The 14,168-nt window shown below is 71.6% G+C and carries 9 protein-coding genes; 7 read left to right on the top strand and 2 right to left on the bottom strand.

Translation table 11 applies throughout. The features are described from left to right. The first annotated feature begins 104 nt into the window (after positions 1 to 104). From WMF14_RS00350 to WMF14_RS00335, 4 genes are all read left to right on the top strand, one after another. Positions 105 to 1,637 carry a protein kinase domain-containing protein gene (locus tag WMF14_RS00350; RefSeq protein ID WP_437798179.1) on the top strand — a complete coding sequence of 511 codons (1,533 nt, stop codon included), beginning with the start codon at positions 105 to 107 and terminating at the stop codon, positions 1,635 to 1,637. 8 nt (positions 1,638 to 1,645) lie between these two features. Further along, positions 1,646 to 2,650, top strand: coding sequence for a tetratricopeptide repeat protein (locus WMF14_RS00345; RefSeq protein WP_437798177.1), 1,005 nt, complete (start codon positions 1,646 to 1,648; stop codon positions 2,648 to 2,650). Continuing rightward, on the top strand, positions 2,650 to 4,356 hold the full coding sequence (locus tag WMF14_RS00340; RefSeq protein WP_437798175.1) for an SBBP repeat-containing protein: 1,707 nt from the start codon (positions 2,650 to 2,652) through the stop codon (positions 4,354 to 4,356). The genes WMF14_RS00345 and WMF14_RS00340 overlap by 1 nt, the downstream gene beginning before the upstream one ends. Positions 4,357 to 4,847: 491 nt before the next feature. Continuing rightward, positions 4,848 to 5,507 carry a hypothetical protein gene (locus WMF14_RS00335; RefSeq protein WP_437798173.1) on the top strand — a complete coding sequence of 220 codons (660 nt, stop codon included), beginning with the start codon at positions 4,848 to 4,850 and terminating at the stop codon, positions 5,505 to 5,507. Between the two features lie 170 nt (positions 5,508 to 5,677). On the opposite strand, the gene WMF14_RS00330 is transcribed toward WMF14_RS00335, so the two are convergent. Both WMF14_RS00330 and WMF14_RS00325 read right to left on the bottom strand, forming a co-directional pair. Next, positions 5,678 to 9,010, bottom strand: a complete 3,333-nt coding sequence (locus WMF14_RS00330) for a lamin tail domain-containing protein (RefSeq protein WP_437798171.1) — start codon at positions 9,008 to 9,010, stop codon at positions 5,678 to 5,680. A 37-nt stretch (positions 9,011 to 9,047) separates the two neighbouring features. Then, complete coding sequence (locus WMF14_RS00325; RefSeq protein WP_437798169.1) at positions 9,048 to 10,373, bottom strand: hypothetical protein; 1,326 nt, start codon at positions 10,371 to 10,373, stop codon at positions 9,048 to 9,050. 80 nt (positions 10,374 to 10,453) lie between these two features. On the opposite strand from WMF14_RS00325, the gene WMF14_RS00320 reads away from it, so the two are divergent. From WMF14_RS00320 to WMF14_RS00310, 3 genes are all read left to right on the top strand, one after another. Beyond that, positions 10,454 to 12,151, top strand: a complete 1,698-nt coding sequence (locus tag WMF14_RS00320; RefSeq protein WP_437798167.1) for a hypothetical protein — start codon at positions 10,454 to 10,456, stop codon at positions 12,149 to 12,151. Between the two features lie 143 nt (positions 12,152 to 12,294). Beyond that, positions 12,295 to 13,095: a hypothetical protein gene (locus WMF14_RS00315; protein WP_437798166.1), complete on the top strand. Its 801-nt coding sequence runs from the start codon at positions 12,295 to 12,297 to the stop codon at positions 13,093 to 13,095. Between the two features lie 200 nt (positions 13,096 to 13,295). After that, positions 13,296 to 14,033 (top strand): hypothetical protein, encoded by a 738-nt coding sequence (locus WMF14_RS00310; protein ID WP_437798164.1) that lies wholly within the window; start codon positions 13,296 to 13,298, stop codon positions 14,031 to 14,033. Positions 14,034 to 14,168 lie beyond the last annotated feature (135 nt).

Raw genomic sequence — 14,168 nt, 5'->3', positions numbered from 1 at the left:
CCGCGCCACGCCCCGTAGACTTTCAGTCTATCCGTTGTTGTTGACCGGCACTGAACAACCACCAGCGTAGGGAAGGCCACGCTCGCATCACAGGTCCTGCGACAATGACGACGAACGCGTTCGCGCTGGAGGGACAGGTGCTGGTCGGCCGATATCGGCTGCTCCGCCCCCTCAGCTCGGGCAGCATGGGCACCGTCTGGCGCGCGGACGATCTCACGCTGGGCTCGCCGGTCGCGATCAAGATGCTCGGGCCTCTCTACGCGAAGGACGAGACGGTCCGCGCGCGCTTCTACCAGGAGGCGCAGGCGGCGGCGGCGCTCCGCAGCCCGAACGTCGTGCAGATCCTCGATCACGGCGTCGAGAACGACGTCCCCTTCATCGCGATGGAGCTCCTCGAGGGCGAGGACCTCGCGCACCGGCTCGAGCGTGTCGGCGCGCTCGAGCCGGCCGATACGGCGCGCATCTTCGCCGACGTCGCGCGCGCCGTGCGCAAGGCCCACGACGCCGGCATCGTCCACCGCGACCTCAAGCCCGACAACATCTTCCTCGCCCTCGACGACGACCGGGAGGTGGCCAAGGTCCTCGATTTCGGCGTCGCCAAGACGCGCATGTCCGGCAAAGAGGGCATCGGGACGCAGGCGGGCGTGCTGATCGGGACGCTGCCGTACATGAGCCCTGAGCAGGCGCAGGGCGCGACAGTCGATTATCGGTCGGACCTCTGGGCGCTCGGGGTGATCGCGTTCGAGTGCGTGTGCGGCCGGGCGGCGATCACGGCCGAGGCGCCTGGCGCGATGATCCTCGAGATATGCAGTGATCCGCTGCCTGTCCCCTCGAAGGTGGCGTCTGTGCCCGTGCCGCCGGCGTTCGACGAGTGGTTCATGCAGGCGTGCAGCCGTGACCCGAACGGGCGGTTCGCCTCGGCGACGGCGATGGTCGACGCGCTGCGCGACGCGCTCTTGCCGCCCAGCGACGCGCAGGAGGGCGGGCGCGCCTCGGTGAGCTCGATCCCCGGGGGCGCGGGCACCGCGTCGCCCTCCGTCCCGCCGATGTCCGCCGCGCCGCTCTCCGCCGCGCCGCTCTCCGCCGCGCCGCTCTCCGGTCCGCCGATCTCGACCTCCCCGCTCTCCGTCTCGCCGGGTGGGAGCGTGGCCTCGCGGCCGGGCCTCTACGACGAGGCGGGGGCCGACTCGAGGCCTCGCCGCAGGATCCCGGTCCCGGCCGTCGCGCTCGGCCTCGCGGCTTCGGTCCTCTGCGGGGTGCTCTTCATCGGCTGGCGCGCGCTCGGCGAAGATCCGATCCCGCATGCACCGCCGTCCGGCGCGGCCTCGCCGCCGGGGACGCTCGAGACACCGCCTGTCGTCGTCCCGGCGAGCAATCCGCCGGCGGAAGCGAATTCGCCCAGGGGGGCGCCCGAGCTCGCGCCTTCCCAGGACAAGACGGCCGCGGCGACCTCGACGCCCGCGCCCCGCGCCGGCTCCGCGCTGGATGCCAGCGCTCCGGCCGCGGCCGCCTCCTCGGCCCAGGCGGCGCCCGCTCGCCCGGGCAAGGCCGCGTCCTCCTCGCCGCGGCCCAGGTCCGCGGCCCCGCCCGCGGCCTCCAGCGCGACGCGCCCCAGGTCCGACCGCCTCGGCTTCTGAGGAGACGAATGCGCGCGCGATCGAGCGTCTCGGGCACCGCCACCATCTCGTTCGCGCTCGCGCTCGCGCTCGCGCTCGCGCTCGCGGCCACCGCGCGGGCGGCCGACGTCGACCCCGCCACCATGAACGCCGCCCGGGCCCTCGCCGAGGAGGGCCTCGACCTCTTCGACAAGGGCCAGTATGCGGCGGCGCTCGACAAGTTCGGGCGCGCGGACCAGCTGATCCAGGCGCCGACGATCGACCTCTATGCCGCGCGGTGCCTCGAGCAGCTCGGGCGCCTCATCGAGGCCTCCGAGCGCTACCTGCAAGTGAGCCGCACCTCGCTCGATGCCTCGGCCAGCGACGTCTTCAAGGCCGCTGTCGCCGACGCCGGGAAAGCGTACGACGATCTCAAGCCACGAATCCCCAGGCTCGCTGTGGCGGTGCGCGGCGCCCCGGAGCGCGAGGTGCAGATCACCATCGACGGTAAGCCGATGCCGCCGGCGCTGGTGGGGGTCAGCCAGCCTGTCGATCCTGGCAAGCACGTCGTCGAGGCCGTGTGGACGGGGCGTGTCGTCCGGCGGGAGGTCGCGCTGCAGGAGCGGCAGGAGGCGGCGGTCACGCTCGAGTTCCCCGTCGGTGTCCGCCCGCCCATCGTCCTCCCCCCGCCTGCCGGCCCCGCACCGGGGACCACGCAGCGCGTGCTCGGCTGGACCGCCGTCGGCACGGGCGCCGCGGCGCTCGTGGCCGGTGGCGTCACGTTCGGCATCACGAGCGCGCTGCGCAGCGATCTTATCGACCTCGGGTGCACCGAGGACGTCGTGTGCCCGGACACGCCGAAGACGCGCGACAAGCTGGGCTCGTACAACGACATGCGCCTCGTCCCTGCGCCGGCGTTCATCGTGGGCGGGGCGCTCGCCGCGGGCGGCGTCGCGCTGCTCCTCACCGCACCGTCGGCGGCGGCGAAGCCCAAGGGCGCAGCGGTCCGTCCATGGATATCGCCGTGGGGTGCCGGGATCGCGGGGGTGTTTTGATGAAACGCAACGGCTTCATGATCCTTGGCGGCGCGGTCGGCCTGGCCGGCGCGCTGGGCGGGTGCTTCGACGAGGGCGTGCTCGTGCCGGGCGCCATCAGCGGCAGCGGCGCCGCGCAAGGGGGGATGGGCGGTGTGGGCGCCGCGGGAGGCGCGGGCGGCACGGGCGGCGCAGGCGCCGCGGGAGGCGCGGGCGGCGCAGGCGCCGCGGGAGGCGCGGGCGGCAACGAGCCCTGCACGCCTTGTTATACAGGCCCCGAAGCGACCAAGGGGGTCGGCGAGTGCAAGGAAGGCTGCCTGCGCGGCGGCTCGTGCGACGGCGAGGTGGTCCCCACGGCCGAGGGCTGTACGACGAAGGAGAACGACGAGAGCTGCGACGGCGTGGCGGCGTGCATCGGAGCGCACGACTGGAGCGCCAAGCTCGGAGGGAACGGCGACCAGATCGGGGTTGACGTCACGTTCGACAGGGAAGGACATATCCTGGTCGCGGGTGCCTTCAGCACCAGCCTGGATTCCGTCGGCAGCCAGGGAGCGCCCGTCGGCAGCCTGGGAGCGTACGACGGCTTCGTCGTCCAGCTCGGTCCCGGCGGCGCGAGGGGGTGGTCGAAGGCGTTCGGGGGGAACGGCTCGGATTTTTCCACTCGCGTGGCGCTCGACAAGAACGGCGGCGTGATCCTGGCCGGGACCTTCGAAAACACACTTAACTTCGACGGGGCGTCGCTCACGAGCGCAGGCAGCTCGGACGTGTTCGTGGCGAAGCTCGACGCGATTGGCGGCCTGGACTGGATCAAGACGATCGCCGGTCCGAGCGTCGATAGAGTTTACGGGCTCGCGGTGGATTCGAACGACAACATCGTCGTCGCTGGCAGTTTCACCGACTCGGCCGACGTGCTGGGCGGGCAGCGGATGGGCGGGAACCACCTGGCGAGCAAGGGTGGAGAGGACATCTTCGTCGTGAAGATGGACGCCCTCGGGAACCTCGCCTGGAGCAGGAACTTCGGCGATACGACAGCTGAGGTCGCGAACGACGCTGCCGTCACGCCCGACGGAGGCGTGGTCCTGGTCGGCCGCATCGCAGGCAGGGTGTACTTCGGGACGACGCTCCTCACGGCTCAGGGCGACGACGCCTTCATCGCGAAGCTCGACGGGAGCGGGACGCCGCTCTGGGCCAAGATGTTCGGCGACACCATGAGCCAGGAATTCACGGCGGTCGCGGTGGACGCGAAGGGGGACATCGTCGTCGCAGGGAGCACCGGGGGAACGATCAATTTCGACGGAGCGCCGCGGAGATACGCCGGAGGAAACGACGCGGTCGTCGCCGCCTTCAACGCGGAGGGCAAGCACCTCTGGAACCGTCTGTACGGGGACGCCCGAGATCAGAAGGCGCTGGGGGTGGCGGTCGACCAGGCGGGCAACGTCATCGTTGTCGGAGAGTTCGAGAGCGCCATCGACTTCGGCGCCCCGAGCCCGAAGCTCCAGTCCCTCGGCGGCAACGACGCCTTCTTCGCGAAGCTCGCTCCGAACGGCGATACGGTCTGGGCCAAATCGTTCGGCGACGCGTCGGAGCAGCGCGCCCGGGCCGTCGCCGTGGATGAGCTGGGAGCCATCGCGCTGACGGGCAGCTTCAGCGGCAGGATCGATCTCGGGGGGGAGCCCCTGATGAACACCGGGGGCCCCGACGCCTTCGTCGCCAAACTGCAGCCCTGACGGCCGGCAGCCACCTCGCGACGAGGCGCTCGCGTCACCGGATCCCGCGGAGGCGCGGCAGTGGCCGGACTACGGCCGCAAGTGGCCGGAATCGTTGACTCGATCGGGGCGCTTCCGGTCGCTGCCCGGAGGCGGCCCTCCCTCCGCGCCGGCAGCACCGTGTTGCCAGCGCGTGGTGCAGGACCTCCGTTGGACCAGGGGACGCATCGAGGTCCGGTGAGCCGTCCATGCACCAGAACGAGTGATCCACCCGGATCTCGCGCGACTCGCCTCCGGAGCACCTCGTGAGTCCTCGTTTTGCGGTGGGAGTCCACGTTTCGCGCCGTGAGCCATCGCTTTGCGGTGGGAGTCCTCGCTTTGCACCGCTGTTTGCTTCACGGACGATGCACACGGTGCCAGCGCAAGGCGAGCTCACCTGGCACCACACTTGCCAGGAGGCCCCCCCACTTGCTTAGAGGAGGAATGGCTCACGCAGGAGGAGGTCTCGCGCGATGAGGAACACGCAACAAAGCCCGGGAGGGCTCTACCAGGCCCCTGCCACGTACACCCAGGGGACGAGAGGGCCCGCCAGCATCGCGCCGGTGGCGGCCAGCGTGCCGCCCATGTCGGGCTCGGGGGACCTCGAGCGCGAGCTCGAGGCGATCGCCCAGGGCGTGCGGCAGAAGCGGCGGGGTCGGTTCGCGTTCTGGATGGGTCTGGTCGTGGCGGCCGTGGCCGCGGTCGCGGTGACCACCTTCGCCGGCAAGGTGAAGGAAGCCGAGGCGGGTCAGGCCGAGGCCGTGGCCGCCCGCGTCGCCGAGCAGGACAGGATCGCGCAGCTCAACCTCCAGCTCGACGAGCGCAACCGGAAGATCACCGAGCTTACCCTCGCGCTCGATGCCGCCAAGAGCGACGCCGAGAAGGCCCAGAAGGCGTTCGCCGATTACAAGGCGACGGCGGCGACCAAGGCGCTGGCCGAGGGTGATGACGTGGCCGACGCGAAGACGCCGACCGTCAAGGGGACCGCAACCCTCCGCGGCCGAGCGGCGACGTCCGGCAAGGCGGCGCGGGGCGCCAGCGCGGCGGTGCGGGGCGCCAGCGCGGCGGCGCCGGCCAAGAAGGGCGGAAAGTGCGTGTGCAAGGCGGGCGACCCGCTCTGCGGCTGCCTGTGAGCGCCCGCTCACGGCTCATCCCTCCTTGATTCTCCCTATCTTCTCCAGACACAGCCGACAGAACGAAGACACCGGCGAGCGCGGCGTGGACCGCGCGGCGGCGCCGGGCGAACGGCGGGCCGCCGAGGCGCGCTGCGCTGAGGAGCGCGGCGCAGCGCCTCGGCCGGGGCTCACGGCACGTTCGCCGCACCAGGGGTGATCGTCGCGGAGAGCGCCCAGTCGGCGGCGGCCTGGTTCGTGTCCGTCCCGTCGGGCAGGCGGCAGAGCGAGCCAGCCGCCGTGCCGCCGTCCGCCACGGTGGCCGGCAACGCGTCGCCTTCGACGAGGCTCACGCTGGCGCTCCCGATCGTGACGGCGGTGATGCTCCCCTCGTAGGAGAGCGCGTCGATCACGGCCCCTGTCATGGTGTTCATCAGCGCGATCCCGTCGGAAGCCCCGTTCTGCATCCGGTCGGTCTGCGCGCCAGAGAACGCGATCGTCACCGCACCTTTCGCCACGACGCCAGGCATGGTGTCGGTGCCGACCACCGCCGTGCTGCCGACGACGAGGTACTGGCCAGCCGCGAGCGTGCCGGCGGAGCTCAGATCGAGCGTCCTGTAGGCGGAGGGCGCGCTGCTGGATCCATCGACCAGCACGAGCGCATGGCCCGTGAGATCCACGGGCGCGCCGGTACCATTGTAGATCTCGATGAACTCGGCCCCATCGCCGCCCGGCTGATCATAATCCACCTCGTTGATCACGAGCCCTGCCGTCGCGGCCTCCGCCCCGAGGGTCGTCACGAGGTCATCGACGCCGCGCGGCTCGACCTTCGAGTCGTCGTTCCGGTGGGTGAGGACGCCGCGGAGGCTCGCGAAACGCTGGCCTTCCGCCGGGAAGGGGCTCGACCGATACAGGAGGTCGTCCACGCACAGATCGCCTGTGACGACGAACTCATGATATCTCGTATCGAGCCCGATCACCGTGACGTCCTCCACCTCGACGAGGACCCCCTCGAGCGCGGCAGCGCGCGCGCCGCCCGTCGCGATGTCGGCCGGCGCGACGAGCTCCGGGGCCGGCGCCGCCTCGCCGAGCGACGCGATCACCTCGACCACGGCGGACCCGAGCTGGATCTGCCCGAAGTAACTCGCGATCACCGCGCTCGGGATCCGCACGCGATCGCCGACCAGCACGGTGTTCTGCGGGCTGTACACGTAGACGCCGGAGTACGCCGACCCCGCGTACCCCGGGTCCCCTGGCTTCGCCTGGACGAAGAAGCCGCTCCCGTGCTTCCCGGTCACGAGCACGTCCTCCAGGGCCACCGTCTCGCCCTCCGCGCGCGTGCCGTCCTTGATATCGTAGATCGCCACCGTGCAGCCCAGGGCCCCTGCGTTCGCCTGGTCCGGGCACAGGTCGCACGGATCGCCCTTGCCGTCGCCGTCCGCGTCGGCCTGATCGGGGTTCTGGAGGCTCGGGCAGTCGTCCGCGCCGTTCTCGATGCCGTCGTTGTCGGCGTCGTTCGGGTCCGGCGGCGAGCAGAGCGAGCTGCCGGCGTCGAGCGGGCACGCGTCGCAGGCGTCACCGTCGCCGTCGCCGTCGAAGTCGGCCTGGACCCCGTTGTCGAGCGGCCGGATCGGGTTGAAGACGCTCGGGCAATCGTCCGCGCCGTTCTCGATGCCGTCGCCGTCGAGATCCGCGTCCGTCGGCTGCCCGGTGTAGACGGTCGAGCCGTTCACCGAGGCGTTCCGGGGCGCGCTCTCCGCGCGCGACGGGGTGCAGAGCGGCTCGCGCTCGGGCTCGCCGCAGAAGAAGGCCGGATAGATCTCGCCCGCCTGCCGCTCGAGGTCCTCCAGCGTCATCCCGATCTCGTCCTGCAGACAGACCTGCTTCGACGCGCCGCACACCTCGACCGCGTCGCACGCGTCCGCGCCCCGGACCGCGGACACCACGGCCGCGTCGCCGTACAGGACCTTTCCGCCGCGCATCACGAGGACGACGTCCTCGGGATCGGCGGCGACGACAGCGCGGTGGCTCTCGCGCTCTCTGCCGTCGAAGATCGCGATGTCGGCGACCTTCCCCGTGGACAGCGCGCCGATCACGTCGTCCGTCGCGGTGACCGCGGCGGCGCTCCCGGTGACCATCCTCCACAGCTCCTCGTCGGTGAAGAAGCCGTCGTAGTACGTCTCGTTGAGCGCCGCCGCGCACCGGAGCTCCCGCAGGAGGTTCATCGACCCGGTCGCGATCCAGTCGGTGCCGAGCGCGATCTGCACCCCGAGGCGGGCGGCGGCGGTGACCACGGCGGTGTCGCCGTAGAGCGTGATGTTGGAGCGGGGAGACCAGATGAGCGCCGTGCCCTCCGCCGCCATCGCCGCGTAGTCGGGCGCGGTCAGCCCGATCCCGTGGATGAACGCGCTCTGCGGCTCGAGCACGTCGTTCGGCTTTGTCTTCAGGCAGACGAACTCGTTGCGCGCCGACGCCTCGATCCCCTCGGCGACATGCGGGCAATAGGCGTCTTCCCCCTCGACGTCCTCCCCCGTCACCATGTCGGCCGAGTAGCCGCAGCCGCTCACGATCTCGCGGCCGCCCGTGTCGTCGAGCGGGAACGTGTCGAAATGGACCGCCTTCTGGCCCAGGCCCTCCTGGTCGGCCCGGTCCAGGTTCCTGAGGAGCCCTGGCGCGCTCCCCGAGCCGACGATCGAGGTCGCGCCGCCCATCAGGAAGCGGAGCTCGCCCCAGCGGATCTGTGCCTCGCTCGCCATGCCTGGCGCGTCGATCCTCGTGTGCTTGTTGTTGCCGGTGCGCCAGTCGTGGCGGTGCTCATAGCGCTCCTCGGTCGGGGTATACGGGCTGTTCTGCGTGTACGTGATGTGATCGTGCGTGTTGATGAGCGCCGGGGAGACGACGCCGCTCGGGCACGTGATCTCCGTCGCGCCCGCCGCCTCGCAATCGCAGCCGACGCACGCGATCGCGCCCCGCTCGTCCACGAGCACCCGCCCGCCCCGGTACACCCTGCCCGGGGCCAGCACGACGCCCCGGATCAGCGTCGCGCCCGCGCCGGCGACCACCTCGCACGTCCCCTGCGGGAGCGGCGAAAGCTCCTCGCAGACGGTCTCCTCGGCCGGCGTCTTCGTGCAATCGATCTCGCAGCCGTCGCCCGTCGCGACGTTCCCGTCGTCGCACGGCTCCCCCGGATCGAGGGCGCCGTCGCCGCAGCGCGGGGGCACCTCGATCTCGCACGCCGCCGAGCAGCCGTCCCCGGCCGCCGTGTCGCCGTCGTCACACGCCTCGCCCGCGTCGAGCGCGCCGTCGCCGCAGCGGGGCGCCGCTGGCTCCTCGCGCTGGCACGTGGGCGAGCAGCCGTCGCCCTCCGCGGTATTGCCGTCGTCGCACGCCTCGCCCTCGTCGACCACGCCGTCGGTGCAGACGCCGAAGCGAACGCCCGCGGCGTCGTCCCCGCAGCCATTGAAGAGCAAAAGGACCACGCGCACGGCCATCCGCCGCGCGAAGCGCGCCGAGCTGTGAGGCATGCCTCACCTGTCGGCGACGAGAGCGCCCGAGTTGCCTTCAAATGACGCGGCGGCAGCGCACCATCGCGATCGCGCCGATCGCGAGCAACGCGAGCCACCCCACATCGGGCCGCGTTCCGCCTTCGCTGGTCGCGCCCGCGGCATAACTGCAGGAGCTCGCGCGCCGCTTTCCGTCGATCGGCCGCCCCATCTGCCCGCTGCTTCCGGGCGGCGAGCCGGCTGCAACGCCGCCGCCGCTCGATCCGCTCCCCCCGCCGCCGCTCCCCGTCCCCCCGCCTTGCTCCGTCGGCTCGCAGTTGTCGGCCGACTCGCTGAACGCGTCGAGCGCGAGCTTCTCCACCCCGGCCTCGTCGACGAGGCCGAAGGGCTGCTCGTCGAGCGGCGCGTCCTGGTAGCTGGCCCAGACGACGCTGGCGACATCGTCGCGCTCGGAGAGGAGCTCGAACGATGTGGTCAGGTTCGCCGCCTGGAGCTCCTCGCCGACGAGCGCGCTCGACCACGCGATCCCGGTCACGGCGAAGGGGCTCTCGTCTCCCTCCTCGTCGGCGAGATCGCGCAGCTCGTCGAGGTAATCGCCGAGCGCCACCGGATCGGCCTCGGTGCCCTGATGGAAGAACAGCTGTTGACCGAGGCGAGACCACGGCGTCCGCCGCCCGAAGCGCGCCTCGAGATCGTCCCACACCGGCTGCGCGTAGAGCTCGCGCAGGTAATCGACCCCCGAGAACGGCGCGGCCGGGTCGTCCGAGGCGAGCAGGCCGCCCGTGGTCAGCGACAGCTCGTCGACGTTGAAGAGCGCCTCGTTGCGGATGCGGATCTCGGCGAGGATCCGCGCGAGCACCCGGGGCAGGATGAAGGTGCAGCCCGCGTGCTGCGGGTCGAGCGTGGGGTCGGGGAGCTCGGAGCAGTTCGGCTGACTCCAGATCTCCCACTGGACGACGTCCCCGGCGTACCTCGTCATGAGCGCCTCTGCCGTCTCGGCGAACGCCTCTACATACGGGTTGTTGCCGTCCCGGTCCCGATCGTCATTCCAGACATCCTGTTCTTCTCCGAGCGTGCGGTGAGAGAGGAGCCCGACCGGCTCGAGGCCCGCGGCGCGCGCCGCGTCGATGATGGCGTCGTACTCCTCGAGCTTGTCGTCGTCCCACGCGTCGGCGCCGTCGAGCAGGAACTCGACGCGCACGGCACCGGCGCCCGCCCGCGCGAGCCGTTTCGCGTGATCGCCGTCGAGGATCACCTCCCCTGCGTCGATGGGCGCCCCGGGATCGATGCCATAGAAGCCGCACGGCACGCCGCGGGCACAGAGCGCCGGGGGCGCGACGAAAAGCGCGGAGGAGGCGGCAAGAGCGACAATGGCTGCACGCATGTCGCAAGGATAGCTGGGATGAGCGCCTCGACCAAGAAACGACCCCGACATGAACCATCCATGGTAGGGAGAGGCTTCACATGGCTTTCCTGGAACCGGAAGAAGCAGAGCACGGGCAACTCGGGGTCGCCCCTCCGAGCGGCGAGGCAGACGGCGACCTGGAAGCGGCGGGCGACGGGGGCGTCGAAGACGCGCCCCCGGCCCGACGCTTGCGCGACTGGCTGCGAGGCGCGCCGCTCTCCGAGCGCCTGCACCTCGCGTTCGGCCTCGTGTTGCCGGCGTTCCTCCTCGTCGTGAACATGGTGCGTGTGCGCTCGTTCACGATCGACGACGCGTACATCTCCTACCGCTACGCGCGCAACTTCGCCCGAGGCCTCGGGCTCGTCTACAACGCCGGCGAGCGCATCGAGGGGTACACGAACTTCCTCTGGACCGTGCTGCTCGCGGGCGGAATCAAGCTCGGCCTCGACCCGGACATCGTCGCCAAGGTGCTCGGCGGGCTCGCCGCCTGCGGCTCGCTCGGCGCGCTCTACCTCCTCTCGGCCCGGCTTCACCCGCGCGGCGCGGTCCCTTGCATCGCCACGTGGCTGTTCGCGAGCTCGATCGTGCAGAGCGGATATGCCGTCTTCGGCCTGGAGACGCCGCTGTTCGTCCTGCTCGTCCTCGCGGGCACCGAGATGATGTTCCGCGAGCGCGATCGGGGGACCGGCTTCCCGTATTCGGGCCTCGTCTTCGGGCTCGCCGGCCTGACGCGCCCGGAAGCGCCGATGTTCATCGGCATACCGATGCTCTTCCTCGGCCTTCGCTTCTTCGGGCGGCAGAACCTCCTCCGCGGCGTCGTCTTCGCCGCGCCCATCGCGTGCCACATGCTCTGGCGGCACAGCTACTACGGCACGTGGCTGCCGAACACGCTGAGCGCCAAGACCGGCAGCCTCGCGGAGCAGCTGGCCGGGGGGCAGCGCTACCTCGCGGAGTACGCGGAGCACACGTGGCCGGCGCTCCTGCTCGGGCTCTTCGGCCTCTGCGTGGCGATCGTCGCGCGCCACCGCGACGCGCTCTGCGTCGGGGCCCTCGCGCTCGCGGTGGGCGGCTACGTGCTCCTCGTGGGCGGGGACTGGATGCCGTACTACCGCTTCATGAGCCCGTTCGAGCCGTTCTGCTTCCTGCTCGCGGGCCTCGGGGCGCGCGCGCTTCTCGAGCCGCTGCTCGCCGAGCTCTCGGCCCGCGCCGCGGACGCGCCCGAGGGCAAGGCGATCGCCCTCGCCGCGGGGGCCGGCGTGCTCGCGCTCGGCTGCCTCGTCGCGCTGGGCGTCTTCCGGGCGCAGCGGATCGAGCGCGCCCAGCACCGGATCCTCGACGACGAGAAGCGGTTCTGGGACAGCGCCGCGGGCGGCGTGGCCAGCTGGTTCCAGGAGCACGGCAAGCCCGGCGAGGTCGCCGTGGGCGACATCGGGTACATCGGCTATGTGACCGACTATCCGGTGCTCGATCTCCTCGGCCTCGTCGATCCCGTGATCTCCAAGCTCCCGGGCGGCTACACGCGCAAGACGGGCTCCGGCTACGTGCAGCACGTCTTCGACAAGATGCCGCGTTACTTCGTGTTCGTCGGCGGCGCCGACACGTGCGACAAGCTCCCGTTCCCGGCGCAGGAGAAGCTCCGCAAGGACCGGCGTTTCCGGGGCGTTTACGAGGTGGCCGGGATGGTGCGCCACAGCAAGAACGGCTACTGGTGCGTCTTCGAGCGGTCGAACGACGCCGCTCCGGCGCCGGCGCCCTGACCCTCGCCGCTCCGCGGCGAGGCGCGCCACGGCAACACGCGTCGGATGCCGGATGGCGGATGGGTGGCGAGACGAGGGCGGCCCTACCGCGGGCGCGCGCGACCCCACCGCAGCTCCGCGAGGTTTGCTAGCATCGCCGCCCCATGCCCTGGCTCTGGTACGTAGGTCCCCTTGCGTTGCTCGTCGTCTGGTTCCTGACCGGCTTGCGCGGTCGGCACGAGGCGCGGCGCGACCGCGAGCTCGCGCGGTGGCGCGCGCTGATGACCCCGGAGGCGGCCCCGGCCCGTCCCGGCGCGAAGCCCGGCGGCCGGAAGGCCGACGCCGGCGGCGACGGCCCTCGTCCGGTGCGCTCGTTGCCGTCCAGCCTCGAGCACACGCTGCAGGAGACGGGCGGCGGCGCGGTCCTCGCCCGCTACGAGCTCGTCCCGAAGCTCGCCTACGTCGCGGTCGTGGGGCCGGACGCGAAGAACGGCAGCGAGTACCAGGTGGTCCTCACAAAGCTGGCCAAGGCTGCTCCCCGGCTCACCGTGTGCCCGCTGCCCATCGTCGATGGCACGCGTGCCCCCAACACCGGCGTCCAGTTCAAGAAGGACCCGGAGTTCATGGAGCAGTTCCTTGTCGAGGGGCCCGAAGCGAAGGCCATCGGTAGGTGGCTCTCGAAGCCCATCCGCGACGCCCTGCTCGACTTCCCCGATGCGTGGCTGTTCGTGCAGGATCGCGCCATGGCGCTCGCCGTGTACGGCCCCGTCGACGCCGACCGCATGGAGGAGCTCGTGATCGCCGCCGACGCGATCTTCGCCGAGCACGGCAACGAAGGCGCTCCCTCCCTGCTCTTCGACGGCAGCGGCGACGCTGACGACGACAGCGAGGAGGACGACGACGAGGACGAGGAGGACGACGACGAGGACGAGGAGGCCGCGGGCGCCGAGGGCGCCGTTCGCTGACCACGGCCGAGCCGAGCCATGGTAGTCCTCGCAGGTGGGCCTGATTGAACGCGAGATCGCTGCTCTCCTCCGCTCTCCTGCTCTCGCTCTGGCTCACGGCGCCACCTGCCGCTCCGGCCGAAAAGAACAGCTGGGCTAAATCCCAGGGATCGCGTGCGGAGATCGAGCTCGACGTCCTGAGCAAGTCGGCCTCCTGGGCCATGGACGATGTCACGTCCGAGGTGAGCACGTTCGGGCTGACCTTCGATCTCCGAGGTCAGCTCGAGCGGTTCGGCCGGCTCCACCTCGACGTGGATCTCCCGCTCGTCTACGGCGACGTCTCTGCGACGTTCCGGTCCACCCGGCTCGGCGTCGACGAGAGCAGCAGCGCCGGCAGCCTTCTCTTCGGCAATCCGACGGTCGGCGCCCACTATGCGCGCGCCCTCTCGCGCAAGCTCACCGTCTTCGGCGGCGGCGCGCTCTCGATCCCCGTCCTCAGCGCCCCCGACGCCGACGCCCGCGCCACGCTGCAGGCGACCGCCCCCGCGCGCGCCTCCTTCGACCTGCACCGGCTCACCGCCGGGCACCTGCCCCTGAGGGTCCTCGGCGGCGTCGAGGCGGAGCTCGCCGCCCGGCTCGTCTACCGCGCGGACACCGCGGTGATGTTCGCCCTCCCGACCAGCAGGGCCGGCGTCGAGCTCGTGGTCGAGCAGGGCGACGAGCTCGAGCTGCGCGGCCGAGGCCCCTACGGCGGCGGGCTCCGCCTCCAGGCCGCGCTGACGCCGACCCGCGACGACAGGATGCAGCTCGCGATGGAGCCGTTCTTCACCTACACGCTGAAGCAGCCTGGCTTCTATGCCCGGGCGGGCCTGCTCGTGGCGATCGACGCGCCGCTCGGGTTCGGCCTCGCCGAGGACAAGGTCGCCACGCTGCGGCTTGCGGCCGGCCGCAGCTTCTGACCGCGCCGGGCCGCAGCTTCTGACCGCGTCGCCCGCCTTCGCCCGCCGCCGCGCCGCCCGCGCCGAGCCAGACGCCCGCCGTCCGTCAGGGGATCTCCCGCGCCCCCTGTCGCTCGCCGTCGTAGGCTTCCCTGG

Source organism: Sorangium sp. So ce693 (genome assembly GCF_051521375.1).
In the GTDB taxonomy this organism is placed as follows: Bacteria; Myxococcota_A; Polyangia; order Polyangiales; family Polyangiaceae; genus Sorangium; species Sorangium atrum.
The sequence above is the reverse complement of the archived record's forward strand: the minus strand, read 5'-3'. Positions and strand labels throughout refer to the sequence as shown.

Coding starts and splice junctions, on each gene's coding strand:
- WMF14_RS00350 (WP_437798179.1), top strand. CDS start 105: ATGACGACGAACGCGTTCGCGCTGGAGGGACAGGTGCTGGTCGGCCGA.
- WMF14_RS00345 (WP_437798177.1), top strand. CDS start 1,646: ATGCGCGCGCGATCGAGCGTCTCGGGCACCGCCACCATCTCGTTCGCG.
- WMF14_RS00340 (WP_437798175.1), top strand. CDS start 2,650: ATGAAACGCAACGGCTTCATGATCCTTGGCGGCGCGGTCGGCCTGGCC.
- WMF14_RS00335 (WP_437798173.1), top strand. CDS start 4,848: ATGAGGAACACGCAACAAAGCCCGGGAGGGCTCTACCAGGCCCCTGCC.
- WMF14_RS00330 (WP_437798171.1), bottom strand. CDS start 9,010: ATGCCTCACAGCTCGGCGCGCTTCGCGCGGCGGATGGCCGTGCGCGTG.
- WMF14_RS00325 (WP_437798169.1), bottom strand. CDS start 10,373: ATGCGTGCAGCCATTGTCGCTCTTGCCGCCTCCTCCGCGCTTTTCGTC.
- WMF14_RS00320 (WP_437798167.1), top strand. CDS start 10,454: ATGGCTTTCCTGGAACCGGAAGAAGCAGAGCACGGGCAACTCGGGGTC.
- WMF14_RS00315 (WP_437798166.1), top strand. CDS start 12,295: ATGCCCTGGCTCTGGTACGTAGGTCCCCTTGCGTTGCTCGTCGTCTGG.
- WMF14_RS00310 (WP_437798164.1), top strand. CDS start 13,296: ATGGACGATGTCACGTCCGAGGTGAGCACGTTCGGGCTGACCTTCGAT.